We start from the raw sequence: 24,230 nt of genomic DNA on the forward strand, positions 1-24,230 counted from the left end.
TCAGCCCACTTGTGTGTTATTTTTAAAGCAATCTATGAAGAAAAATTAAATGTTGAACATAAATTAGTCTAATTTATGTAGGACTTTGCAATGGTATCGCTATGATTAGAAAAGAACTTGAATCCTTAGTAAATGAAGAATTCCTAAATCGAAATGCTAAAAAAGGCTATGAATCCGAACGACAGATGGCCTTTTATTTGCATAGAAAGTTCTTTGAAAATCAAGACATCCATGTTTTGAACAATCTTTACATAAAGACTCTTGATGGCAAAGGATTTTTCCAAATAGACCATCTTATTATAACCAAGTATTGTTTTGTTATTGTAGAGTCCAAAACATGTAATTCTCATTTACGATTTGATAAAAATCTGCAATGGAGTTGTTTTCAGCAAACAAACAACAAGTGGATAGGAACCAAGAGTCCCATGGTCCAGGCAGAAATGCAAGGAGATGCCTTAAGAAGTGTTTTGCAGGAAAATCGTGTAGCCTTGAGAAGTCATTTCTTGAATAAACAGGGCGGTTTTCTTACCATGCCCATACACACTCTCGTTGCAATATCTGACTCGGGAATAATCGATTACTCTACCAGCAATGAAGAGTATTGCAAGAATGTATTGAAAGCGGATTTAATACCAGGAAGAATTCTCGAAATATACGATTCATATAAGAATCGTGATACCGTAAAGAATTTCTTGTTGGATAAAGATCCGGGTTACGTTCTGCCTGCGGAAGATCTGGAGAAGACGGTCCAATACATCATAAGCTTGCATCATGTAAAGCCAGTCTACAGAAAAATAGAAGAAGTCCAAGTTCCCGCCTGCGAAGCTTGCAAGGAAACTTATTCCATTGGCTATAACAATACTTTAAAACAGTATGAGTTGCTTTGCAAAGGTTGCGGCTCCGTAAAACAAATGAATTACAAGTGCTCAAAATGCAATGGCAACCTGAAAATACACAAACTCAATGAAACCTATGTTGTAGGCTGCGAAAATTGCGATAGCTATGGCAAGATGATTGGATGATTAATGAAAAATCGTTTATGCAAATAAACCGACAGAACAACTGAAAAAAGAATAACATTAATGGTTGATAAAGATATATTGACTAATGCAAAAGCAATTTCACACCAAGAACCAGCATTATGTTCCGCAGTTCTATCTGCGGAACTTTTCTGAAGATGGAAGAAGCCTAAAAAAAGTTGTTCTTTCCTCTGGAAAAGTCTTTGAAACTTCATCCATAAAGGGAGAATGCTCCAAAGATTATTTCTATGGCAATGACGGTTTCGTTGAACGAATGTTGGGATGCATTGAAGAGGATTGTGCAGAGTATTTTAGAGACGCTCTTCAACTAAAACAGGAAAAAGAAAAAATTCCTAATAAAATGCGTTGCTGTTTTGCTGCTTTTGCAGCATTGCAATCCATGCGAACAAAGAAAAGTAAAACATTTTTCGCCGACACTGATAAAGAACACAATAAAATTCTCGCGGGCCTCTACGAACGGGATTACGGTCCTGATTCCATTCCAGATGAATTAAAGGAAAAAGATTAGGCGATTTCTAATCGCTAACGCATAATGTTGAACTTCTTCGAAATATATTCATTTGGGGTCAAATAGTCAAGTCGCTTTCTTGGCCTGTTGTTCAAATTATCCTCAACCCATTTTATAAAACTTTCATCAATATCTTCAATCCTTGCTTTTTTGGGAATGAACTGTCTAATCAATCCATTCATGTTTTCATTGGCTCCTCTTTCCCAAGAGTGATATGGATGTGCGAAATAGTATTTGATGCCCAATGATTTCGCTACGATTGCATGGTCGGCAAACTCCCTTCCATTATCCGAGGTAATTGTTTTTAGCATTCCCTTGTACGGCAGGAGTACTTCGATGATGGCTGCAGCGACCTCATCGGAATTTTTGCTACTCAGCTTTTTGATCCAGCTTTTATTTGAGGCTCGGTCATTTATCGTGAGAAGCTTACCCTTGTGACCCCTGCCAATGACCAGGTCAACCTCAAGGTCTCCAAAACGGTTCTTTCTGTCAACGACTTTCGGACGGTTGTCGATTGACACAAGACCGACAATGCGGCCTCTGTAGTCGTTTTTACGGCCTCTGGACGCATGCTTCTTGTTTTTCCTTCTAAGATGCGTGTAAAGATTTCCGCCGTGTTTTTTATCGTCCCAGATATGTCGGTAAATCAGCTCTACGCATGGACATTTGAGGTTCCTCTTCCGGCACCGTTCTCTGACCTGTTGGGGGCTTAAAAAACACTGCAAACTGGCTTCAACGATACGCCAATCATAGTTTTTGAACTTGGGGTGGACATGGTTTTGCCTAGTCCTCTTCACCGCTTTGGCGTCAGCAGTCCTTGCCTTATACTCTCCTCGAGACCGGTTTCGCTTCAGTTCTCTTGAAATGGTACTTTGGGAACAGCCGACTTCCTCGGCAATCTGTTTCTGAGAGCAACGACTACACAACATTCCCTGAATTATGTATCTTTGCTCTTGGCTAAGATGTTTCAATGCAACCTCTTTGTGGTAAGAGAAGGCTGCAATTTAGCTATCCTAGCTGGCTCCCGTTCGGGAGCCTTTTTTACTGCCTTCTGATTCCGCTCGGATTATGCATTAGCAAGTTGAATTCGGGTTATAGCACGCTTTCTCAAACGGCAGTTTATTCTGCAATAATGCTATACCCAGCACTTTGTGATTTGACTTGTATTTTTCTTGATAATGAGACTGACGAAGATTTTGTTTTGTCGGATAATCCTGTTGTCTGCCAAAATCCTTTGTTGGAAAAGTTTACTGCTTGTAACTGCAGTGGTTTTGCAACAAGGGGCCTTCAAATATTCATTCCATTAACTCCAAGAAGGGTTGTGTGTTTATACGATTCTGAGGTCTATAAATTTCCCCATAAGAGTCTAGTTCACATATATTCAAAGAAAGACGTTATCGCCTTGAACAACCTACAGTTCATAAATGCGGAAAACAATGTTTATTTCAAGGCGAGCAATATCGATATTCCGATGTATTTGGATTCTTGGAAAGTATATGTGGAGAAACAACCTTCTCCGGTAAGGACTTTGAAAGTTCCCGATAATCCTGACGCGCTGATTATTCTTTCGTCTATTGTTTTGCCAATGATTGATTTTAAACTGTCAATTTTTTCGATAAAGTCAGAAATGTTGCGAATAGCGTATCAAGGGAACCCGGATTTCTTATGGACTTGGATACGCAATCCCATTTGGCATGGCTGGTGTATGGAATTTTTTGACCAAGTCAACGCAGGCAAACGAAACTGGATGGATTTTGACAAGTTCTACGAAGAAAAAATGAAATCAGTGCCTAAAGATATTCTGCAAGTCAATCTTTGTCATCCACAATAGATTAGATTTATTACCATGGAACAAGTCTATTTGTACAAAATAGGGTATATTTAAATCCAAAGTAAAGGCTAATGTATGAGTAATTCTTTGTGTTCCCAGCAACTTACTGATTTCTTGACAGCATTCCCTTATGAGAAGGCTATGGCTATGACCTTGGATGATTATTCCGGTCTTGCCAGTGAAAATGACAACTATTTCTGCCGATGGATTGAGTTTAAAACTAAAAATCTTGGCGGTATCCGTGGTGGTAGTGCCTACAAGTATGGTATTTACCGTATCGGTGATGGTGAAAAAACAGCAAAAACAGGCTTGACTGGTAATGGCTATGCATGGCTTCCAAAAGTCGGGCAAACATTTGAAGAAGCTTCAGCTAATGTTTTAGCGAATGTAAAAAAGATTATCAAAGCTGCTCATGAAGGTAAATATGAAGAAATTGATGGAATCGAAGGCTTCTTTGATACCTTTAAATGGAAAATAGCTTTTTTATATTCCAATGGTGGATTGATATCCATCTATAAATCCGAGTCCTTGCGTTATCTTGCCGCTCAATCTGGAATGATTGATGCTTCCAAGGCTCCGATATCAGCTTTGTATCGTCATTTGGTCTCTCAAAGAACTCCTCAAGAAAATATTTGGGAATTTGGCAAAAGGCTTTGGGAAAAATGGGAAGAATACGACAAGAGAACTCGTTACTACATAGCTAGATTGTCTTATGATGATAAAATAGTTAAGGCTGTTTCTGAAAATCGCTGGATTGTGCAACAACGATATGGCGTCCAAAAAGATGCTACGGTTACAAGACTTTTGAATGTTATTAGAAAAATAAAAGAAAATGACATTCTTTTGTTGACCAATGAAAAAAGAATTGTTGCAGCTGGACGCGCAAAGGCTTTCTTGAAAGAAAATGCAACTCATGAAGCAAAACTATCAAGTGTTACCGATTCAAAGAAACACGAATTCTTTGATTATTCAGGCGATGTCTTTTTTTCAGATTGTCCATGCTATTATGAAACATTGAGTGCAAATTCAGGTACAGAAGATACATGGGGACAGTTTATCAATGTTGAAAAATGGGAATTTTACAATCCTGATTCAGAAGTGACCACTTCCGGATTGAAACATAAGGTAAAGAATTCTACTGTTCAGAATACAATTTTTGAAGTTGATTCCGAATGGGGTAGCGTAAAGTATGGTGAACTTGAAAATAAGGATTCTGGTTTAGAAATTGATCAGCCTGAAGAAGAGGAAGAAATGGATGGATTGAAAGAACTTCTTGCAAAAAAGAAAAATGTGATTCTTCAGGGAGCTCCTGGTACAGGAAAAACTTACAAGACTGCAGAGCTTGCCTTGAAAATTCTCGGTGAGGATGTTGACGGTTTTGAAACGCGTTCTGAATTGATGAAACTCTATCGTCAGCGAATTGATGAAGGTCGAATTGCGTTTGTCACATTCCATCAATCTATGGATTACGAATCTTTTGTTGAAGGCTTGAAGGCTGTTCCTGTCAAGGACGAAAATGAAAAGGTTGTGGGTGGTGTAAGCTACGAACCTCGTCCGGGAATTTTTAAAACGATATGTGATGTCGCTCGTGGTTGCACCAATCCTTATGTCTTAATTATAGATGAAATCAATCGCGGTAATGTATCTCGAATCTTTGGTGAGTTGATAACATTGCTGGAACCCGACAAACGTGAAGGCGAGGTGAATGAAGTAAAGGCAAAACTTACTTATTCTCAGCTTGATTTTACTGTGCCCTCAAACCTTTATATCATTGGCACGATGAACACGACAGACCGAAGTGTTGGCTCTATAGATTATGCAATTCGTAGACGTTTTGCTTTCAAGACTTTAGTCGCGGATAGAACGGTTGTTGAATCTGATAATGATGATACAGTACGAGGTTTGGCATTGCCGTTATTTGATTCCGTTAAGAAATTCCTGGATAAACATAAAGTCGATATGAATATCGATGATTTGATGGTTGGTCATAGTTATTTCCTGGCTAAGGATATTCCTGAGTTGAATATGAAGTGGGAATATGAAATTCTTCCGTTGCTTCAGGAATACTATAAGGATGGAATCATTAAGGCTGAGCCAGCCTCTTCTACAATTCAAGGATTCATAGAGTCGGTTAATTAATGTTTCTAATTAAGTCGCAGGAACATGAAGTGCTGTCTCTAAATTCCTTGAGCGCTGAGCTCAAGGATCAGGTTTCTGCACTTCATTTTTCTCAATATGGATACATGCAAAAGCCAAGGTTCCTTGGTCTAGAATGGGATTCTGAAGATTCTCTTCGTTGCGGTTATTATATTGGGGCATCTTGGTTGATAGAGGGGGAGGTTGCTGTAGCCGTAACACCCAAAGAAATGGTGAGGGATATTGACTTTGTTGAAATGTTCATGACAGCTCTTGCCGTTGATACAGATCCTGAAGCAAGTTATTTTAGTAAGTGCTATGGAATAGAATTTGATTCTCCAAGGATTGAAGTTCCGCAGGAACTTTGCCAAGTTACGCCTTTAATTCTGTTACACTATATCACCCTTTTAGAGAACTTGGTAAAACGAGGGCTGAAAAAAGGATATAAGTCTCAGGAAGAAAATCTTAATTCGAAAGTACGCGGTCAAATATATGTGCCAGCACATATTCAGCAGAATATTTGTAATCAGCGTGAGGATAGAGCGTACTGTAGATATCAAGAGTATACAGAGGATATTCTTGAAAATAGACTTTTGAAAAAAGCTTTGAATTTTGCATACCGTTCAATTTGCTCATATAAAAGTTTTGAAAGAAAGCGAGTTGAATTACAAAGCCGTTTAAATAGGTTGTTTGCTGCATTTGTGAGTGTATCTGATCAAGTTGAAGTACACCAAGTTGCACGAGTTTCCCAAAATAAATTATATCGTCACTATGTAGATGCAGTTCGTGTTGCCAAGATGATCCTTCGTCATTTTGACAACTCAATTACCTATTTAGATGAAGAATCGAAGGAAACTCCGCCTTACTGGATAGACATGCCCCGTTTATTTGAATTGTATGTGTTCAGTAAATTGAGCAAGACATATCCCAATCAGATTCTATTTCAGGAAAAGGGCTTTGCTGGTCGCTGTGATTTCTTGAAAATCGCAAATGAAGGTACTTCTGAAAAATTGATAATGGATGCCAAGTATAAGCCTTATTATGAAGGCGATACGCCTGTTGCGTGGGAAGACATTCAAGAAATTAGTGGCTACGCTAGAGATAAAAAATTACTAGAGACGCTTGGTTGGCTTAGAGATAGCATTGTCGACATTCAAAATGTTCCGCCTTGCGTTGTCATATACCCGGAATATGGTGATAAAGAAGACTCTTTTGATCAGGAATCATTGCTAAGAAATGCACAGCAAGTAGATCAATACACTAATTTTTATAAAATTGCTGTGAAAGTTCCGAGGGTGTAGTTTTTTATTTAAATGCATTGTTATTGAAAATCCTGATTTATATTTAGACTATGCAAAATTCCCAATATCCTTTTATGCCTGTTGTTAAAGCTCGTTCGGTCATTTGGCCGGGTTCCCAGAAAACAATGGGTGAACTCCTGGACAATGGTTGTCTGACAATAAAGGACTTACAAAAAGGAACAGCAAACGAGAAGGACAATGTTCGTATCGCTAGCGAAGTCCTATTAGCTGATCAGAGTCAAAAGATTAGGGATTATATCAATAAAGGCGGAATCCCAAGAACTTTGGATGAAGCATACGAAGTGAGATGGCCTTTTGACAAACGTACGGGTATGCCAAATGCGACTTTGAGAGACGTCCTTAATAGTCGAAAGATTAATGTAAATGACCTAGGCTATGCAATTTGGAGCTTGGCGTCTTCTCCTCAAGTTCGTCAGGCTAGTATAATTATTCTCAATCACTTGACCAATGTTGAAATGAGGAAAGTTGCAAAAGGACCAGGCCCTCTTTGTGTTACGGCCGATTATTCTAGCTATATGACCCAGGAAGGTGAAAAATACCTTCAAAAGCGCGGGCTAATTTTAGGGGCGTCCCTTGCCAGTTGTTTTTTCGTGGCACTTGGATATGTCATTTGGTTTGCAAATCATTATACCATTAGCGGTTTTATCCATGAACTCATAAATATGAACTGGCTCTCATGGATTGTTTTGATAATCTTAGCTTTAATAGTTCTTTTTTCAATCAACAAGATTATTGATTTGACTTTATTCAAGAAGATCGATGACATAGATGCTGCCATAGATGCAAATCGCAAAGGAAAAATAGGGGAGGATCGTGTCGTTGAAGCTCTGCGAGAGCTACTTGATGGATCTTGCCACATTTTCAGAAATTTGCATATTGACAAGGAAAAAAAATGGGATGTTGATATCGCCCTTGTTTCGCCATGGGGAGTTTATGCCCTAGAAGTCAAAAATTTGACAGGCGAATATGAAATTGCCGACACGATTGTGACAAAGAAATTTGGTAAGAAAATTGTTAAACTAAAGGATCGCGAGAATCCTATTATAGAAGCTCGCCGTCATGCGGCGTGCTTAAAATCCTTCCTTGACGCAGACTTTAGTCGTAATAACGATAAAGCGTTTGTCGAACCTATCGTAATTTGGGCTAATCCAGATATTAAAGCCTGGGATAGCAAAGCTGCAATCAAGTGTTGGAGAATCGAGCGGCTTTCAGAAGAACTTGACTCCATTCGTACTAAACAAAAGCTATCTCCACAAGGACAGAAGGATATCATAGAAAGACTTCTGAAATGCTACAAGAATTAAAGCATTGAATCGTAAACATGCTCCGTTCCCACTACATCCCGCAATTCATCCTTCGTACCTTCTGTGAAGATGACAAGATTCAGTATATGGATCTTGCTTCCAAAGCCGTGGAAGCAAGGAATACGCGCTCCGTATTCAGTGTGAAAGGGTATTATCCCGAACAGCTGGAGCATGATCTGAATGATAAAATCGAAAAGTTTTTTGCTCCGGTGCATAAGAAGATTATTTCGGCTTCGAATAAATTGACATTGTCTGCTGAAGAAATGTTTCTTTTGAAGAAATTTCTTTTGGTTTCAGTATTACGTTTCGATGCAGAAGACGCCTTTGGAAAACAACTTCTTGAAGAAATTGATGAATCCGAAAGAATTCGCCTTTTTGGTAAATTTGCCGAGAATATTGGTCGAGTATTAAACTGCAAACGTAGGGAAGAACTCGCAGAGCTTAGATTTTATGGCGCATCGGATACAAACATGAGTATAGCTGCGCATGCAATGGACATCACGGGATCCTATTTGATTCTTGTAAGTTCAAAAGATTGTGGCCGTGATTTTCTGATTCCTGATAAGGGGAATGCATGGTATATGGGTAAACTTGCGTATGAAAAATACGAAATCCTTCAAGACTTGATATTCAGATACCAAAGCAGCTATGCTGCACAAGCATTGAGCTCAACTACTCCTCATGATTACGTAGTTATGCCATTATCAAGGAACGTAGCAGCAATCTCTATGAGCGGCTTCTATAAACTTTTGGCTGATAATTCAAAATATTCTATTGATGTCGGCTCTATACGCGAAGTTCTAGGTTTTGGCAATGGCAACGTGCTTCGCCCTGCGAGAGTTTCAAAAAATCGCAATGACGTTCCCATTGACTACGGCTTTGATATCAAGCCTTTATGCGATCGCGATGTTGAGTTCCTAAACAAGCTTCTGCTGCAAAATGCAGAAAGCCACATTGCCTTTGCAAATAAAGATAAGCTGGGGATTGAATTGTAAAAGTGCTACGTGCCGTAGCACTTTTTTCTACCCCCGATCCCAGAGTTTCTCTTCGTCGTAAACAATATTCTCGTCTGCGTCAATGCCTCAGAAGTCTCACCCAAGGCGACATACTTTGTTCAATTTTACAAGTTCTTTTCAATCATTTTCCACGCAGTGAGTGGAAAATTTCAGATGGAGTTGTTCTTTTAGACGCTTTAATTAATTGCGGTCGAAATTTTCGTCCAAAAAAATGTTTCATACAACCATTTTGCCGATGTTGGCAAAATGGGCTCAGAAAAACTTTTGATTCATCGTTTCAAGTAATTCCGCGTTAAGAGTATTGTCTAAATTGGGAATCACGCTGTCAATGGAACAATAGGGGCAAAGCGCGGTCTCTTCGCCATCATCAGTCCACTCTGTGATTTCAGATGGGGCGAACAATCGTTTGCAATAGAAACATCCGCATTGAGTTGCTGTGGACAATACGCCCCTGTTCTTGAAACTGAGCTTATGAAGTTCATCAAAATTCATGTAAAGTAATATAGTCATTTTTGCATCTTTTAAGTGGATTATTTTTTGACAATCAAGGTACTTGAAATTACTCTTGCATTTGCATATATTTCATTCTGAAATTCATCACTCCTTGCGACAGTCGACATAGACTTACAAAAGTCCGTACGTGCATTCGCGGCAAGGTTCATTAACCATCTGGTTGATGTTGTTGGATAGCTGGCAGGAGACGCAGCCTGCTCGAGAGCGTAAGTTCGCCGCAAGGTGAAATTGCGCCAGGTAACGCCGGGGAAGGCCCCCGCCAACAACAAAACTAGAACATCTTCATAATCAAAAGTATGCTATCGATCATCTTCCCGGCGTGGGGAAAATGATGTTCTTTGCCGTTGTGGTTCTGCGGAATCACGACATAGGAGATTTTTATGGTAAAAAAGGTTGTTGGCGTGGGCAACGCTGTTTATTCTTTTGCCGATGTTGTAACTAAAAAAGATTACAAGGACCTTGTTTCGTGCATTGGCGAACTGCTTGCAGAAAATCGTAGAAGGGCGTTGCAGACAGTAAACGATGCCCTGGTACGGACGTATTGGAACATTGGTCGGCATATTGTAGAATTCGAACAGAAAGGAAATGTCCGAGCTTCTTATGGCGATAAACTCCTTGTTCGGTTGTCCAAGGATTTAACGATTGCCTATGGCAAGGGTTTTAGCAGAAGCAATCTTTTTATGATTAGGCAATTTTATGTACGATTTCCAAAATTCCAGACAGTGTCTGGAAAATTGAGCTGGAGCCACTATACCGAAATTTTGAAGTCCGATTCTGAACTTGAAATTGGCTTTTACGCTAAACAATGCGAATTGGAAAACTGGAGTGTACGGGAACTGAAGCGGCAGATGAAAAGCATGCTGTTTCATCGTATCGCGTTGAGCAAGGACAAAAAGCAAATTTTGGACTTGAGCAAGAACGGCATTCAGCTTCAAAAACCAGAAGACCTTGTCAAGGACCCTTATATCTTTGATTTTCTTGGAATTAAGGACCAGTCAACGTGCTTGGAAGGTGAACTTGAAGATAGGATTGTCACGAATATTCAGAACTTCCTGTTGGAACTTGGCCGTGGATTCGCTTTTATCGGTCGTCAGTATGTGATGCAGATAGGCGCTCGCCAGTTCAAGGTGGACCTTGTCTTTTACAACTACATTCTAAAGTGCTTTGTCTTGATTGATTTGAAGAGTGGCGAGATTGAGCATTATGATGTAGGACAAATGAATATGTACCTGAATTTTTTCAAGGTGGAAAAGTCTGCTGATGGCGATAATCCGCCCATTGGCATTGTTCTTGGGGCTCATAAGGATCAACTTTTGATGGAATATGCGACACAGGGAATAGAAAACAACCTGTTTGTAAGTCGCTATCAGCTCTACCTGCCAAACAGAGATGAATTGCAGAGAGAACTGGAGAGTCTTCTTGGATGATGTCTTTGTTTTATACGGCATTCCCGTATTTGCCAAGACGCCCCTAACAAGTACAAATCACAGGAGGCTCTATGGCAAAAAAAGAAATCTCAACTTATTCTCAGCAAACTTTTGAAAGCATCAAGCATGTAGACGAAAACGGTATCGAATTCTGGTACGCGAGGGAATTGCAGACGGCATTGGAATACACGCAATGGCGTCGTTTCGAAGATGCTGTTGATAGAGCAAAAGTGGCGTGTGAAGCTAGTGGAATTGATGTTGCTGATCATTTTGCCGACGTTGGCAAAATGATAAATCTCGCCAAAGGTGCACAACGTGAAATCAGCGATGTCAAGCTTTCTCGCTATGCCTGCCATTTCCGGATATGGGGGTTGCGCCAAGAAATCTTTGGAATATGAAAAAATTCTATGAGCGTTTTTCTGAAAGTTCGCCAAAAGTGCAACAGGCTGTTGCACTTTTGACATGGGGGCAAAATCTTTTTCTATGCAAATAACGTTTTAAGATATCAACCTGAGCAATTTCAAATGTCACAAATTGCCCAATGTATTATATCGCCAAATTATGGAGGTAAAAATGCTTGATAATAATGATGAACAAAGGCTAAGGACCTATCTCAAGGATACGCTTGCAAATAATGAATCTTTGGTTATACCGAAAGTCATTTCAGAAGTTGCCGATATGGTCGGAATCGAGAAAACAGCCGAGTTGTCAGGGCTTAGTCTTGAAAATGTGAACAAAAGTATTTCTCTTGCCAAGGTTCAAAAGGAACTTGAACCTTTTCCTGACCCGTATAAGATTCCTCCATCTTTAAATATGGATCTTAAAAGGCTGTGTGAATATGCTCAAAAGTCTGGTAAGAAAATTGGAGAACTTTCCTATGTAGAAATGCTGGATTTTATTAAGTCGAAAATATTTCAAAAAAGATTCGCTTTACCTAATTGCGAATACAGTGTGTTCGCAATTGAATTGGACTAAGTATGATTGATTGTCGCCCAAAGTGACCGAAAGCATATGCATGATGCTTTGGACAAGTTTATTGATAAGGCGTTGGTTATATATGTATAAGCCAGAAAATGTTGTAATTAAGGACGATGAGTCTGATTCCTGGGAAGATACGGACTTGTTTAAAAATCGTTTTGCGGAATCAACTCCCGGTGAAATGATTTTCGCCAGTCGTGATATGCGCGGCTGGTCTCAAGCTGCACTGGCAGAGAAACTTGGCAATTCTCCACACTATGTTTCGGATCTTGAAAACGGGCGTCGAGCGGTGTCCAAGAAAATGGCTATTGCGCTTGGCAAGGTTTTTGAATGCGACCCGTCAATATTCTTTGATTTTGGGAATGGGTAGAATTACAATTCCATCCTAAAATCCATGCATCCTCGTTGATGATTCTTCATTTATTTACTATAAATGAAAGCAAGAGGTGTTTATGGACAAGAAGTTCTTTTTTTCGTTAGGGTTAGCCATGATGGCTGCCATCCAGGCCTTTGGCGCAACCTATTATGTGGCTGTTGGCGGAAACGATAATGCCGTCGGTTCCAAGGAAAAGCCTTTCGCTTCCCTCAATAAGGCGAATGCCGTTGTGCATGCTGGCGATACGGTCTGGGTTCGTGGGGGAGTCTACGACCTGAACGATACGGTTTACTACAAGCGCTACGAGATGACGGCGGGCATTCTTTTGACCGCCAGCGGCGAAAGCGACGACAAGCGCATTTATTACTTTGCATACCCTGGGGAACGCCCGATTTTTGACGGCACAAATCTCCCTATCGGTCAAGCCTGCAGGAACAAGGGGACCATCGACAGCGTCATGACTACGTCTCCCATTGTGGTGGCGGCAAAATACCTGCATTTGAAGGGTTTCGAAGTCCGCAACACTCCCATGAAGTGCAACTCCAATTCCGGAATTTTCCTTTACGCCAGTAAGCATATTATTCTGGAACAAATTGACAGCCATCATAATGCGGGCCCGGGAATTTTCATTCATGACGGAGCCTCTGGAGGCGGTGGCCATCTTGTATTGAACTGCGACGCCCACGACAATTACGACCCCACGGGCTGGCAGGGCGACGGCGAAAATGCCGATGGCTTTGGCGTACATTATCAGTACGATGGCGATACTACAAGATTTGTGGGTTGCCGTTCCTGGTGGAACAGCGACGACGGCTACGATGTTCTTGCGCAGGAATTCCCTGTCATTGTAGAAAACAGCTATGCTATGGGCAATGGTTATATCAAGTATGGAACCGCAACGCCTCCGGGAGTAAATGGCCACGGCTTTAAGATGGGTTACAGTCGCACAGGTGCCGGCCATCATATCATTAAAAATTGTGTGGCCTGGAATAACGTAGCTAACGGTTTTTATTCCAATTATACCAATGCAGGAAGCACTTGGATCAACAACACCGCTTATAAAAACGGAGACCGCTCATTCGGTATGGCCTCCACAACTTATGACGCGGACCTAAATCGCACGGCAGATGTAATGCCCTTGTTTGGCGACAATGCCCACGTGCTGAAGAACAACATCGCCATCCCGAATAAGAATTCCCAGATAGGATCTTGCTGGATGAAGGATGCTACTCACGATGTGTATGTAGATTGCCCTGCCGGCGAAAACAACACCTGGAACTTGAAGCTGGATCTGACGGAAGATGACTTCATGAGTCTCGACGATCCCAGCTTGACGGTGACGGGCGAGGACCTTTCCAAGATTCCTGGAATTTTGGGCCCGCGTAACGCCGATGGTAGCGTTCCCGATTTGGACTTTCTGAAGTTGAAGGAGGACAGCCGCGCCATCGACAAGGGCGAAAACATTGGCCAGTCTTTTGTAGGGGCGGCTCCGGACCTGGGCGCTTATGAATTCGGAATCATCAAGTCCAGCAGTTCTGTTGCATCTAGTAATTCCGTCGCGGAATCCAGCAGCTCCGACAGCACGACTTCCATCAACACGAACGTCGCAACATTCAAGGTGATCTCTGGCGAAGCAACCGTATTCGACTTGCAAGGCAGCTACCTGGGAAAAATGCAATTGGAAAAAATCAAAACTCCCGGCATCTACCTCATCCGCCAGGGAAACCATCTGCAAAAAGTCAACGTGAAGTAGATGCGAATACAGCTCCGAAAACCTTCAAAAAGGTTCAACATAAGTCAGATCAGCTATATCAAAGAATCGTTCGGATAGTATTTTCTTTAAAGAATTCGCACTCCTCGTCATTGCATAAATGGGCGAGGGGGAGTTTCATGTTCACGTGAAAAACGTGGGAGATTTCCTTAGTTTCGGCGTTACCGTAGGACTTAAAGACGTGGGGGAGGTTCAGCCTTGAAAGAGCCTTGTCCATTTGGTGGTTCTGCAATTTCAGGAAGTCGTACTCGCCCGTCATTACGAAGGCTGGCGGAAAATTGACTGTCAGATAGTCCATCACGTTCATGTATTCGCAACATTCTTCCAGATGTTCACCGAATAGGTCCAGCATGATGTCGGCGTGATTGTCGCGGTCTTCCGTCAAGTCGTATACGCCGCAGTTCAAGGCAACAGCCCGCGGAACAAAACCTGCTGGTGGGTTGATTGCCGCTGGCTTCCCGAACCATTCCTTGGAAGCGTCCTGGACTTTCTTGGCGTATTCCGGATTCACGCAATAAATTGAATAAAGTGCCGCGTAGTTTGCTCCGGCGGAATCTCCCACCATAAAGATGTTCTCGGTATCCAGATTGTACTTGTCGGCATTTTCCAGGACCCAGTGCAACACGGCGTCTGTATCTTCCAGGGCTGCCGGGAACTTGTATTCGGGAGCAAGCCTGTAGTTGAAATTCACGCAGGCAAATCCGCGCTGGGCAAGGCTCATCAGGTAGTACTTATAGGATTCCTTCTGGCCGTACACGAAGGCTCCGCCATGAACGCTGATGATTACCGGTAGCTTCTGCGCGGCATCCTTGGGAATGTATAGATCCAGCAGATTCCAGTCCCCGAATTTCCCGTACGGAATATCCTTGAACGCAATCACGTCTGCAGGCTCCACGAGCCCGGCATCACGGGACTGGTCGGCTGCAAGCCATTCAACACGATATTTTTCACTGGTCTGGGACATAAGAACCACCTATATTTTAAAATGAATTTAGAATGATTTCTTTAATAAAATAGGCTGTTTTAACCAAATATCCGCCTCCCCTGTACCTAGAAATATTTGTTCTATAATGCGGATTATGTAAACTAAATAATCTAAAACAAAACTGTAGCGATGCGACAAATTTTTCCACGTAGTGCGAAGGATTTTTCCACGCTTCCCCATGATTCTACAGGAGCCAGCCGCGAACGCGCTGGCCTATTTCATGCCCAGACTTCAGCAAGATCCTGACAAGGATTCTGATGCTTCCCTGGGCCTGTTATAAGTGAAAATTGCCGAATCCAAGCAAATTTCGGCAATTCTAGGCCTCCGCGCCAATATCTGCCAAGGTCTTGCTAGACCTCTGAGAAGGCTCCTGACAGAGTCTTTCGAGGATCCTGTGAAGGTCTTGTAGGATGGTTTCTAAGTCGGCTGTACCGACGGTGCAAAGGTTTTTCCACGTTTTTGAACTGTTTTGGCCAGTTTCCCGTGGAATTCGTCCGCGCTCACCGTGGAAATTCCCCCTGCATTGAAAATATGGAGGGATTGCGTTGAATCATTTTTCGGAGGCACTAAATTGGCGATTTTGAACGAAAAACAGCAATTAAGAAAGCGAGACTTTGACCATCTTGCGGATTTCGGCATTGCAATGCGCGGATTCCGCAGAAGTTCCAGCGGATTTCAGCAACGAATGTGCGGATTCCGCTACCAAAAATGCGGATTCCGCGGTTTGATTTGCGGATTCCGCAAAAATTTAGCGGATTCCGCTATTTGGGCGAGGAGGTTTTATCATGCAGCGTAAGCAGCCCAAGAGCAGATGCGAGAAGCGGAAAGTGGGCAAGGCTGACCTCCCCTGCAAGCTATACAGTTCAATCATGTCGCGTTACCTGGATGTGTTGGATAATGATCCATCGATAGCATCCATTCAGTGCAACAAGCTGATGGAAGGATTGACTCTAGGTGAATTCACTAGTGACTTCTTCTGTGTCAAGACGGATGGTTCATATATGGTCCGTGAATGCGTTGACCGACGACATCTGACCAAACCCCAAACGGTATCCATGTTGGATGCCTCAAGGTCATTCTGGCATGGTCGCGGGGTGACAGACTGGGGCGTTGTCATCAATAAGGACGGTTCAGATGCTTAAGAGTAAACTGTATGCGTCCAATGACAGCATCATACGTGTCTTGGCAGAATCCGATGGCTCCTTGCTTGTCATTGACTGCTCCCCTGCTACCAAGGCTCCAAGGATTGTTTCTGCAACAGTGTTGGATGACGCTACCGAAATTACGGAGAGCGAACTCCACGCGCGCACAGGCGTAACGCCCAGGCAGAACTTGACCGATGAGGAACAGGCAATCTGTCAGCGCAGATATACGCTGATCTCCCCTGTTCTGACCTGTTTGCAGGATGACGGGGGTCGGAACAGGTCCATAGCCTTGATAGCCGAAAGAAACGGATTGTCCAAAAGAACCATCCGCAATTACCTGTATCTGTACCTCGCCTACAATACCAAGGCAATCCTTGCGCCTAAGGAAATCAAGATGAAGGAACTGACGGACGACGAGAAGAACTTCCGATGGGCACTCAACAAATACTACTACACGCGATTCGGTAAGACCTTGAGCGAGACATTTACCATGCTGATTAAGGAACGGTACTGTGACGGATCAGGTAAGGTTCTCCCCTGTCATCCTACCCTACATCAGTTCAAATACTTTTATCGAACTCATAGAAGCCTCCAGACAGCTTTAATTAGCCGTAACGGCATCAAGGACTATCAGATGAATCATAGGCCGCTCCTGGGCGGTTCTGTGCAGCAATTTGCACCGTGCGTAGGTACGGGTATGCTAGACGCTACCATTTGCGACATATATCTTAAGGATGACTTCGGTAATGTGGTCGGCAGACCCGTTTTAACGGCCTGTATTGATGCCTACAGCGGACTTTGCTGTGGATATTCCCTTGGATGGGAAGGTGGTATGTACAGCCTCCGAAGCATGTTCCTGAACGTCGTAAGCGATAAGGTTGAAATGTGTCGAAAGATGGGTATAACCATCAGTGATGATGACTGGGCTTGTATGGATCTGCCCGCGATACTTGTGACTGACAAGGGCAAGGAATATGTATCGCAGAACTTTACCCAGCTATCTGAGCTAGGTTGCATGATTATCAACCTTCCTTCATTCAGGCCTGAATTAAAGTCCATGGTGGAGAAGTTTTTTGACTTGATTCAGAACGACTATAAGCACCTGCTTAAAGGTAAAGGCGTAATTGACATTGACTATCAGGAACGTGGAGGGCATGATTACCGTCAGGACGCTTGCCTGACCCTTAGTGATTTTGAGAGGGTCGTGGTGCATTCCATCATCTATCATAACACAAAGCGAATTAGAAAATCGTTTCCTCTCACGGAGAACATGCTTGCTGAGGGTGTCCTCCCCTATGCCAATACCATCTGGAATTACGGAAAACATCAAGCTGGAGCGAACCTAATCAAAGTATCAGCGGAGAAACTGATGTTGGTTTTATTACCGCGCACTGTAGGCAATTTTGCCCGAAACGGCTTGATTGCCAACCACCTGCGCTATCACTGCGAAGGTTTCGTGGAGAATTACCTTGCAGGAGGATCCGCTATTGTTGCGTATAACCCCGAAGACGTGTCCTACATCTACTTGGTGGAACAAGGATACCGCATGTTCTCCCTGATAGATTCCAGGTTCATTTCTAAGAGCCTCTATGAGGTCGTGGAACTGAAACGACAGCAGAAGGAAATAAATGCCAAGTGTGCTGAAGAATCTCTGCAAGGCAAAGTAGATCTTGTAAGGCACATTGAAGTCATCGCTGCAGCAAAGAAACCTGCTGTGAACACCAACCTTAAAAATATTGGCAACACCCGCCGCATCGAAGAATCACTAACCCACAAGGACTTTATCAAGGAGGTTTCCAATGGATGATCTGTCCAAACTTCTCCCTCCCCTGCTCACAGGCAAGGAACTTATGGCTAGGATGATTAGCTTGCCGGAGTATGCCTCGGACTTTCGGAGCCTCCCGGCTAACGAAAGGCTATTGAAACTCACGGATCTTTACAGGGTGTTCATTCCTACAACAATGGCGGTAGAAGTCTACAATAAGCTTTATATGATGACTTCCATGAGCCTCAAGCAGAAGGGTGGAGTGACTTCTGTCAGACAGCTCAATGCAACTTACAAGTGGTCTCACGGAGGTGATTTTCATGGTGTTGCTACAGGAGCTACGTCTGCAACCATTATCGGGGATAGCGGTATTGGCAAGACCACCTGTATCCAGACTGCGGTCGGTTTGCTGGGTGATATCATTGAGGTTGATTCACCGTATCGTAAGGTTATCCCTGTACTGACTGTAAGCTGTCCTTTTGATGCAAGCTACAAGGGTTTGCTTTGCCAGATATTGATTTCGATTGATGAAACCCTGGGTACGAGCTACTACGAAAGTACGCAAAAACGGACAATAAACAGTCAACAGGTTCTTGGACTTGTGTGCCAAATATGTCATCTGTATGTTGGAACACTGATTATTGATGAAATCCAGTTTCTTGTTGAACACAAGACGGGTAAGCAGCTTTACATGATGATTCTGCAGCTGATTAACACGGCATGCATCAACGTCTTGTTGGTTGGAACCAACGAATGCGTACCGTTCTTCCGGCAGGCTCCCCAGATGGCTAGACGTTCGGTCGGGTTGCTATATGGACCGTTAGAATACGGAGAAGATTTTCGTAATATCTGTGAAATTCTTTTCCGCTACCAGTACACGGCAAAGGGAAATCAGCTTACAGAATCGCTTTCTACGTGGCTGTACGAACACTGTGGTGGTGTTACTGCGTCTTTGCTAGCGTTGGTTCACGACGCCCAGGAAATCGCAATCCTGAAGGGCAAGGAGATGCTAGGGATCGAAACGTTGACCGAGGCATATAATAGCCGTATGAAGATGCTGCATAGCTATGTGGCAACCAGGGTGACAACCACCAACCTGCCACAAACAACACAGATCAAGGAGAAGGACGATCCTTTCCTTCCTGCCCCATCCCCGCTGTTGACTCAAGTTGCCCAGCGAAGCTATACAGACATTGTACAGGAGGCCAAGAAGCTTGGGACTGATATCGTAAGCGCGCTACGAAAGCATCTTACCATCGTAGAGGTTTAGGTGATTGCTTACTTACCAGACATATACCCTGACGAGCTGATATATAGTTGGATCTGCCGTTACCATGCGCATATTGGTTATCCTGATGAAACAAGGACGTTTATGGATCTGCTAGATCCGTTGGAACAGAAAATTTCCCATGAGTTTTCCGCTACGTTCAACACTGTGGTTTTAGATTTAATCAGGGACTCCTTTGGCGGCATGGCTGATTTCATACGCATGCATACCCTGTATAACTATTATGCGATATTCCTGGATCATGGGACCGCGGAGGCATATCTAAATAGGTTGCAGTCTGGAATTCATTCTGTTGGCTTTCGTGCGCCACAATTCATCAGAGTATATAGGATGCTTCGGTATTGTCCTAGGTGTGTGCAGGAAGACCGTTTTACTTATGGGGAGGCATACTATCATGTTTCGCATCAAATCCCCGATGTTAATGTCTGCCTAAGGCACCATTGTAGATTGGAGAATAGTAATGTGCGGATTTATGAACGTCATCCTGTCGCGCTCACTGCAGCTGACGCTGCTATTCCGCAAGACAATATTGCCGTTGATGCAGATGAGTTGGAAGTCAGATATGCTGTATACCTAATGGGACTTATTGGGAAAAGAATCCCCTTCAGCAGAAACAACCTACATGGACGATTTCGATCTGCTATTTCAGACGATTTCGTAGACAATGATACTGGGGTTATAGATACGTTTCGGTTAGCCGAAAGTATAACAGCTAGGTTTCAAAAGCTTGGTACTGGAGTCATTCCTGCCCACGAAATTGAAACCGTTCTTTTGGGACGTATCGCGGACTGCAGGTTGATAGCCTTGCTGGGGTTCTATTTTGGTATCAATTTTGATTTGTTAGAGGATAGCGGTGTTATAGAGTCCAAAGGGATTTTACCAAGCGAATGGAAGAGGTTGTGATGGCTTGTCGTTTAGCCTCCCCCTCCCCCCATCAAAATTTTTGAAAAAAATCAGAAAAGAGCATTCATTTTAACCCCTAGTGGGGTCTCGTGGGCTGAAGAGTTTCAATAAACGTATCCCCCCCCCTGAGTTTCTTTCGAGCGAATTACATCTGGGGCTAAAATTTTTTATCAAATTTATGTGACCATGTTTTTTCTTTTATTTTCCGGTCCGCAGTATGTAAATCCTTTGTAAAATCAGTGGGGTAAGACATCCTTACGGCGATTTCCGTCCATAATTCCTGACATCTGACAAAGCTCCTGGGCTATAGCATATCCATTACATCTTGATAAGAACACAAACCAACAAGGAGATGCTTATGCATTACTACAGCTGCAACCGAACCATTGATGCGCCTGATTTCAACGAATGGTGGCGTCATGAAACACCCTGCGAACGAGATGGTGCAGGATATGGCCAGATTCAGTCCATCAGCTCATACCTTAACAACCCGAAGCTGTCCTGCAACGATAAGGTCAACAAACGAGCCTACGCCAAGGCTCTCGCTAAGCGCCTTGTTCCTGGCAAGTATCAGACTCTCGTCATTGACTGTGGCGTTAGCGGCTGGTGCTGCGAGCGCAAGGTTAGCCGTATCGTTGACCATCATCGCAAGGAGGTGACTGAGCGACGCTACTACAAGACCCGACCCAAGACGGCCCTCAAGGGTGGACGCATCCGAGCCATTCACTCGTACATCTACAGCTTTGACGCCCGCGAGTACGATCCGCTGGAGCATTGCTAACACACGGGGCCACGCGCCCCCTTCTTCTTTACCATACGCGGGTGCCACTTCCTGGTATTTGACAAAGCTCCTGGGGTGAACCATATCAGAAATATCTTGATAAGAACATCAACAAGGAGATTCTCTCATGGGTGAACGCTTAGTTATCCGTATACACAATAAAAAAGGAAAACTGCTCGCAGCTAGTTATCAGCAATGGGCGGCTGATGATTTTGCATATTACGAACAGAGATTGATGGCTGCCAAACAAAAAATACTTAACGGCAAGTCATTCTTCAGCACCTGCAAACAGGCAGTCCAGGCTTTGATGGAAATGCTGACTACAGACCCAAAGCTTGTTCATCCAGGTCTCATCAGTGAGTGGTGCCTAGACAATGTTACCCCTACCCCAGCCGTAGCAACACAACGTTTCATGAAACGTAATCCACAATTTCCACATGGACAAAGCCGCTGCGATGGCTACATCACTTTGGATCAAGATGTTGCTCAGTCTTGGTCTGGATGGGCACAGATGTTACTTGACCGATAACCAACAGGCATCCCGAATGGGGTGCCGTTTCCTTTACCTAATCAGCGCGGACACTCCCTGGCAATAGACAAAGCTCCCATGGTCATTGATATCAAACATGTCTTGAAACGAAGACTTTAACAATCAACAAAGGAACTTCTTATGAACTACATGACCATGAAGAAAGCAGAACTCGTAGCCAAGATTAACGAGTTGGAATCCAGCATCAACAACGGCAATAAAGCTGCTGCATTTGACTGTTTGAGCGTAACCAACGTACAAGTGTTTCCCTTCAAGGAAGGTCCTAGCATTGGACACATGAAAGGCTTAGCCGTAGTCGTTTTGAATGACCAGATGATGATTCGCGGCCTCCGTATTATGGACGGTGAAAACGGATTGTACGTTGGATATCCCAATGACCCATTCTATAAAGGCGAAGACTTCCGCTGCATCTGCAATCCCATCACTCGTCTGCTCCGTGAACACATCGAGACCTGTGTGTTGGAGAAGTACCAGGCCGCTATCGCTGCGTAAGGAGGTTACAATGGCAAAACCAAAACCGAAACCGACATACAAAAATACTCGCGTAACAGGATACCATACTCGCTAACAAAAGTGAACCTTCGGGTTCCTTTTTTGTTTTTCATCATTCGCACTCACTCCCTGGAATTTGCCAAAGCTCCCAAGCAATCAAATATCCGATTTGAAACGGCAAACAAGGAGTCCATTATGACCAATAATCACAAGCTCTATGAGCAGATTACCAACGAAATTATTTCACGCCTCCAGCAGGGTGAAATACCATGGCATAAGCCGTGGGCATGCAGCAGCGCATTTGTCAGCCACGCGACAGGAAATCCGTATTCCCTTTTAAATTGTTTGCTGCTAGAGCAACCTGGTGAATACGTTACCTACTTGCAAGCGCAAGCAGAAGGTGGTCATGTTCGCAAGGGTGCGCATTCTAAGCATATTTATTTTTGGAAGCCGTTTACCCGCAAGGAAATCGTCCGCGACATGTACGGTAACGAAATAATCAAGGAAAAAATCATTCCAATGTTGCGTACTTACTGCGTCTTTCATATTGACGATTGCGAAGGTATCGAGGCTAAGTATACCGCGGATAAAACGTCCTTTGACAACAAGCCCGAAGAACGCGCCGAGCAGGTCGCAAACGAATACATCAACCGCGAAGGATTGATTTTTCAGAACTACGATGTAGACGAGGCATACTTTTCGCCTAGCCGCGATTTAGTTCAGGTACCCCCGCTCAGTAGCCACAAGTCTTCAGCAAATTATTATTCAACATTATTTCATGAACTGACCCATTCCTCAGGCATTCCAAAACGCTTAAATCGTTTTGAAATTAGCGACAGGGACCCGTCGGAATACGCCAAAGAAGAATTAGTTGCTGAACTTGGTGCCGCGATGATGTTAGCAGAACTGGGCATCGAAAATAATAAGGTGTTGACGAACTCCGCAGCCTATATTCAGTCTTGGATCAAACGTTTGCGTGATGATCCACAGATGATTGTAGCGGCATCGTCTAAGGCTGAAAAAGCGGTTAAGTTCATTCTTGGCGAAAAGATTGATACCGCAGCCTAGACCGCACTACTACAGGGATTGATGAATAATCAGTCCCTGTATTTACACGCTTAACACTGAGGCTACAAATGCAGCCCTACTTGAAAAAGCATCCCTTAGCAGAATATTTTTTTATTATCCCGAATCACGGTACTATAGCACAAAAGGGGTATTTCCATCCCCAACTTTTGTAACATCTTTCATTTCAACCAAGCTATACATTGCGGAACTATTATGGACATCAAACTGATTGGATATGAACGTACCAACACACAAATCATTGACGCTACAGATACTTTTAATAACCTGTACGAGCGCTTTGTCAATTACATTGATGTTGCCGGCAAGACCCTAGTAACCTACCGACAGAATCTCAAGCCGTTTTTCAGATTCATTGGTGAACGTGGCATCACCCATCCGACTCGCGACGACGTTCGAGCCTATAAGGATTTTTTAATTGAATCGGGCAAGAAGGCCGCTACCATCAAGGGGTACATGGCTGTAATCAAGGTATTTTTTAGTTGGTTGGATGACGAAGGTCTCTATAAAAACGTAGCGAAGCGAATCAAGGTACCCAAGGCGTCGGCAGAACACACCAACGATTTTCTTTCCACCACACAGGCTGCAACATTGCTGAAGACCATCAAGGAATCGCACAACATTTCAGCAGATCGTGATTTTGTCATGGTAAATTTAATGATTGCACTTGGACTCCGTTGCATCGAAGTTGAACGCGCCAATGTGGGACACCTGCATCTAAAAGACGGTGCTACCTATTTGGAAATTCAAGGTAAGGGCGGCAAGATTGTTAATAAAAAAAGAGGCATCATCAACATGTGTGGAAGCATTTAGGCAGCCTTGCTAGATGATTCTCTCGATTCCGATTCCCATTCGTAGGCTATCTTTACATCTACATAGGAACAGCTCAACATTATCAGCGACAGCATGTTGTTCATGTTCCTGAAGCCATAGGCAGTCCGTATCAGTAGCTTTATCTTGTTGTTCGTCGCCTCGATCCTTGCGTTTGACACGCCCAGCCTGATTGTGTTGAG

The 24,230-nt window shown here is 43.2% G+C and carries 26 protein-coding genes; 23 read left to right on the top strand and 3 right to left on the bottom strand.

All coding sequences use genetic code 11. The annotated features are described in order from the left end of the window. Positions 1-101 precede the first annotated feature (101 nt). Positions 102-1,022: a nuclease-related domain-containing protein gene (locus BUB94_RS14285; RefSeq protein WP_083538327.1), complete on the top strand. Its 921-nt coding sequence runs from the start codon at positions 102-104 to the stop codon at positions 1,020-1,022. An 85-nt stretch (positions 1,023-1,107) separates the two neighbouring features. After that, positions 1,108-1,548, top strand: coding sequence for a DUF4238 domain-containing protein (locus BUB94_RS14290; RefSeq protein ID WP_073238262.1), 441 nt, complete (start codon positions 1,108-1,110; stop codon positions 1,546-1,548). A gap of 14 nt (positions 1,549-1,562) precedes the next feature. Here the strand turns inward: BUB94_RS14290 and BUB94_RS14295 are convergent, their stop codons facing one another. Continuing rightward, entirely contained in the window at positions 1,563-2,519 is a 957-nt protein-coding gene (locus BUB94_RS14295; protein ID WP_073238252.1) for an IS30 family transposase, read from the bottom strand. A gap of 110 nt (positions 2,520-2,629) precedes the next feature. Here BUB94_RS14295 and BUB94_RS14300 point away from each other — a divergent pair, with 110 nt between their 5' ends. From BUB94_RS14300 to BUB94_RS14355, 11 genes are all read left to right on the top strand, one after another. After that, a complete protein-coding gene (locus BUB94_RS14300) occupies positions 2,630-3,379 on the top strand; it encodes a DUF4238 domain-containing protein (protein ID WP_175549739.1) in 750 nt (249 codons plus the stop codon). 75 nt (positions 3,380-3,454) lie between these two features. Then, entirely contained in the window at positions 3,455-5,518 is a 2,064-nt protein-coding gene (locus tag BUB94_RS17080; RefSeq protein ID WP_073238268.1) for an McrB family protein, read from the top strand. After that, a complete protein-coding gene (locus tag BUB94_RS14310) occupies positions 5,518-6,816 on the top strand; it encodes a 5-methylcytosine restriction system specificity protein McrC (RefSeq protein WP_073238271.1) in 1,299 nt (432 codons plus the stop codon). Before BUB94_RS17080 ends, BUB94_RS14310 begins: the two co-directional genes overlap by 1 nt. A gap of 50 nt (positions 6,817-6,866) precedes the next feature. Next, positions 6,867-8,141 carry a nuclease-related domain-containing protein gene (locus BUB94_RS14315; protein WP_083538328.1) on the top strand — a complete coding sequence of 425 codons (1,275 nt, stop codon included), beginning with the start codon at positions 6,867-6,869 and terminating at the stop codon, positions 8,139-8,141. Between the two features lie 17 nt (positions 8,142-8,158). Continuing rightward, entirely contained in the window at positions 8,159-9,136 is a 978-nt protein-coding gene (locus BUB94_RS14320; RefSeq protein ID WP_073238277.1) for a DUF4238 domain-containing protein, read from the top strand. 914 nt (positions 9,137-10,050) lie between these two features. Continuing rightward, entirely contained in the window at positions 10,051-11,097 is a 1,047-nt protein-coding gene (locus BUB94_RS14330; protein ID WP_073238279.1) for a PDDEXK nuclease domain-containing protein, read from the top strand. A gap of 71 nt (positions 11,098-11,168) precedes the next feature. Continuing rightward, a complete protein-coding gene (locus tag BUB94_RS14335; protein ID WP_073238282.1) occupies positions 11,169-11,495 on the top strand; it encodes a BRO family protein in 327 nt (108 codons plus the stop codon). Further along, positions 11,492-11,590, top strand: a complete 99-nt coding sequence (locus tag BUB94_RS17540; protein WP_346348724.1) for a DUF1016 N-terminal domain-containing protein — start codon at positions 11,492-11,494, stop codon at positions 11,588-11,590. Before BUB94_RS14335 ends, BUB94_RS17540 begins: the two co-directional genes overlap by 4 nt. A gap of 80 nt (positions 11,591-11,670) precedes the next feature. Next, positions 11,671-12,072: a hypothetical protein gene (locus tag BUB94_RS14345; RefSeq protein WP_139260259.1), complete on the top strand. Its 402-nt coding sequence runs from the start codon at positions 11,671-11,673 to the stop codon at positions 12,070-12,072. 82 nt (positions 12,073-12,154) lie between these two features. Then, positions 12,155-12,445, top strand: a complete 291-nt coding sequence (locus tag BUB94_RS14350; protein ID WP_175549740.1) for a helix-turn-helix domain-containing protein — start codon at positions 12,155-12,157, stop codon at positions 12,443-12,445. An 82-nt stretch (positions 12,446-12,527) separates the two neighbouring features. Continuing rightward, a complete protein-coding gene (locus BUB94_RS14355) occupies positions 12,528-14,204 on the top strand; it encodes a right-handed parallel beta-helix repeat-containing protein (protein ID WP_073238291.1) in 1,677 nt (558 codons plus the stop codon). Between the two features lie 58 nt (positions 14,205-14,262). On the opposite strand, the gene BUB94_RS14360 is transcribed toward BUB94_RS14355, so the two are convergent. Beyond that, a complete protein-coding gene (locus tag BUB94_RS14360) occupies positions 14,263-15,186 on the bottom strand; it encodes an alpha/beta hydrolase (protein ID WP_073238294.1) in 924 nt (307 codons plus the stop codon). Positions 15,187-15,787: 601 nt separating this feature from the next. Here BUB94_RS14360 and BUB94_RS14365 point away from each other — a divergent pair. From BUB94_RS14365 to BUB94_RS14410, 10 genes are all read left to right on the top strand, one after another. Then, entirely contained in the window at positions 15,788-16,003 is a 216-nt protein-coding gene (locus tag BUB94_RS14365; protein ID WP_139260260.1) for a hypothetical protein, read from the top strand. Continuing rightward, complete coding sequence (locus tag BUB94_RS14370; protein WP_073238300.1) at positions 15,993-16,349, top strand: hypothetical protein; 357 nt, start codon at positions 15,993-15,995, stop codon at positions 16,347-16,349. Before BUB94_RS14365 ends, BUB94_RS14370 begins: the two co-directional genes overlap by 11 nt. Then, positions 16,342-18,159, top strand: coding sequence for a DDE-type integrase/transposase/recombinase (locus tag BUB94_RS14375; protein WP_073238304.1), 1,818 nt, complete (start codon positions 16,342-16,344; stop codon positions 18,157-18,159). The genes BUB94_RS14370 and BUB94_RS14375 overlap by 8 nt, the downstream gene beginning before the upstream one ends. A gap of 43 nt (positions 18,160-18,202) precedes the next feature. Next, on the top strand, positions 18,203-19,387 hold the full coding sequence (locus tag BUB94_RS14380; protein ID WP_175549741.1) for a TniB family NTP-binding protein: 1,185 nt from the start codon (positions 18,203-18,205) through the stop codon (positions 19,385-19,387). Further along, on the top strand, positions 19,388-20,308 hold the full coding sequence (locus BUB94_RS14385) for a TniQ family protein (protein ID WP_073238312.1): 921 nt from the start codon (positions 19,388-19,390) through the stop codon (positions 20,306-20,308). It begins immediately after the preceding gene. 358 nt (positions 20,309-20,666) lie between these two features. Then, complete coding sequence (locus BUB94_RS14390; protein ID WP_112132742.1) at positions 20,667-21,089, top strand: hypothetical protein; 423 nt, start codon at positions 20,667-20,669, stop codon at positions 21,087-21,089. 127 nt (positions 21,090-21,216) lie between these two features. Continuing rightward, positions 21,217-21,618 carry a hypothetical protein gene (locus BUB94_RS14395; protein ID WP_073238318.1) on the top strand — a complete coding sequence of 134 codons (402 nt, stop codon included), beginning with the start codon at positions 21,217-21,219 and terminating at the stop codon, positions 21,616-21,618. 141 nt (positions 21,619-21,759) lie between these two features. Beyond that, positions 21,760-22,131, top strand: coding sequence for a SpoVG family protein (locus tag BUB94_RS14400; protein ID WP_254793753.1), 372 nt, complete (start codon positions 21,760-21,762; stop codon positions 22,129-22,131). A 195-nt stretch (positions 22,132-22,326) separates the two neighbouring features. Beyond that, positions 22,327-23,199 (top strand): ArdC family protein, encoded by an 873-nt coding sequence (locus BUB94_RS14405; protein WP_073238330.1) that lies wholly within the window; start codon positions 22,327-22,329, stop codon positions 23,197-23,199. A gap of 213 nt (positions 23,200-23,412) precedes the next feature. Next, complete coding sequence (locus tag BUB94_RS14410; RefSeq protein WP_073238321.1) at positions 23,413-24,030, top strand: tyrosine-type recombinase/integrase; 618 nt, start codon at positions 23,413-23,415, stop codon at positions 24,028-24,030. On the opposite strand, the gene BUB94_RS14415 is transcribed toward BUB94_RS14410, so the two are convergent. Further along, on the bottom strand, positions 24,027-24,230 hold a 204-nt coding region (locus BUB94_RS14415), incomplete at its 5' end, for a transposase (RefSeq protein ID WP_139258420.1). The genes BUB94_RS14410 and BUB94_RS14415 overlap by 4 nt on opposite strands.

This window comes from Fibrobacter sp. UWH9 (assembly GCF_900129715.1).
In the GTDB taxonomy this organism is placed as follows: domain Bacteria; phylum Fibrobacterota; class Fibrobacteria; order Fibrobacterales; family Fibrobacteraceae; genus Fibrobacter.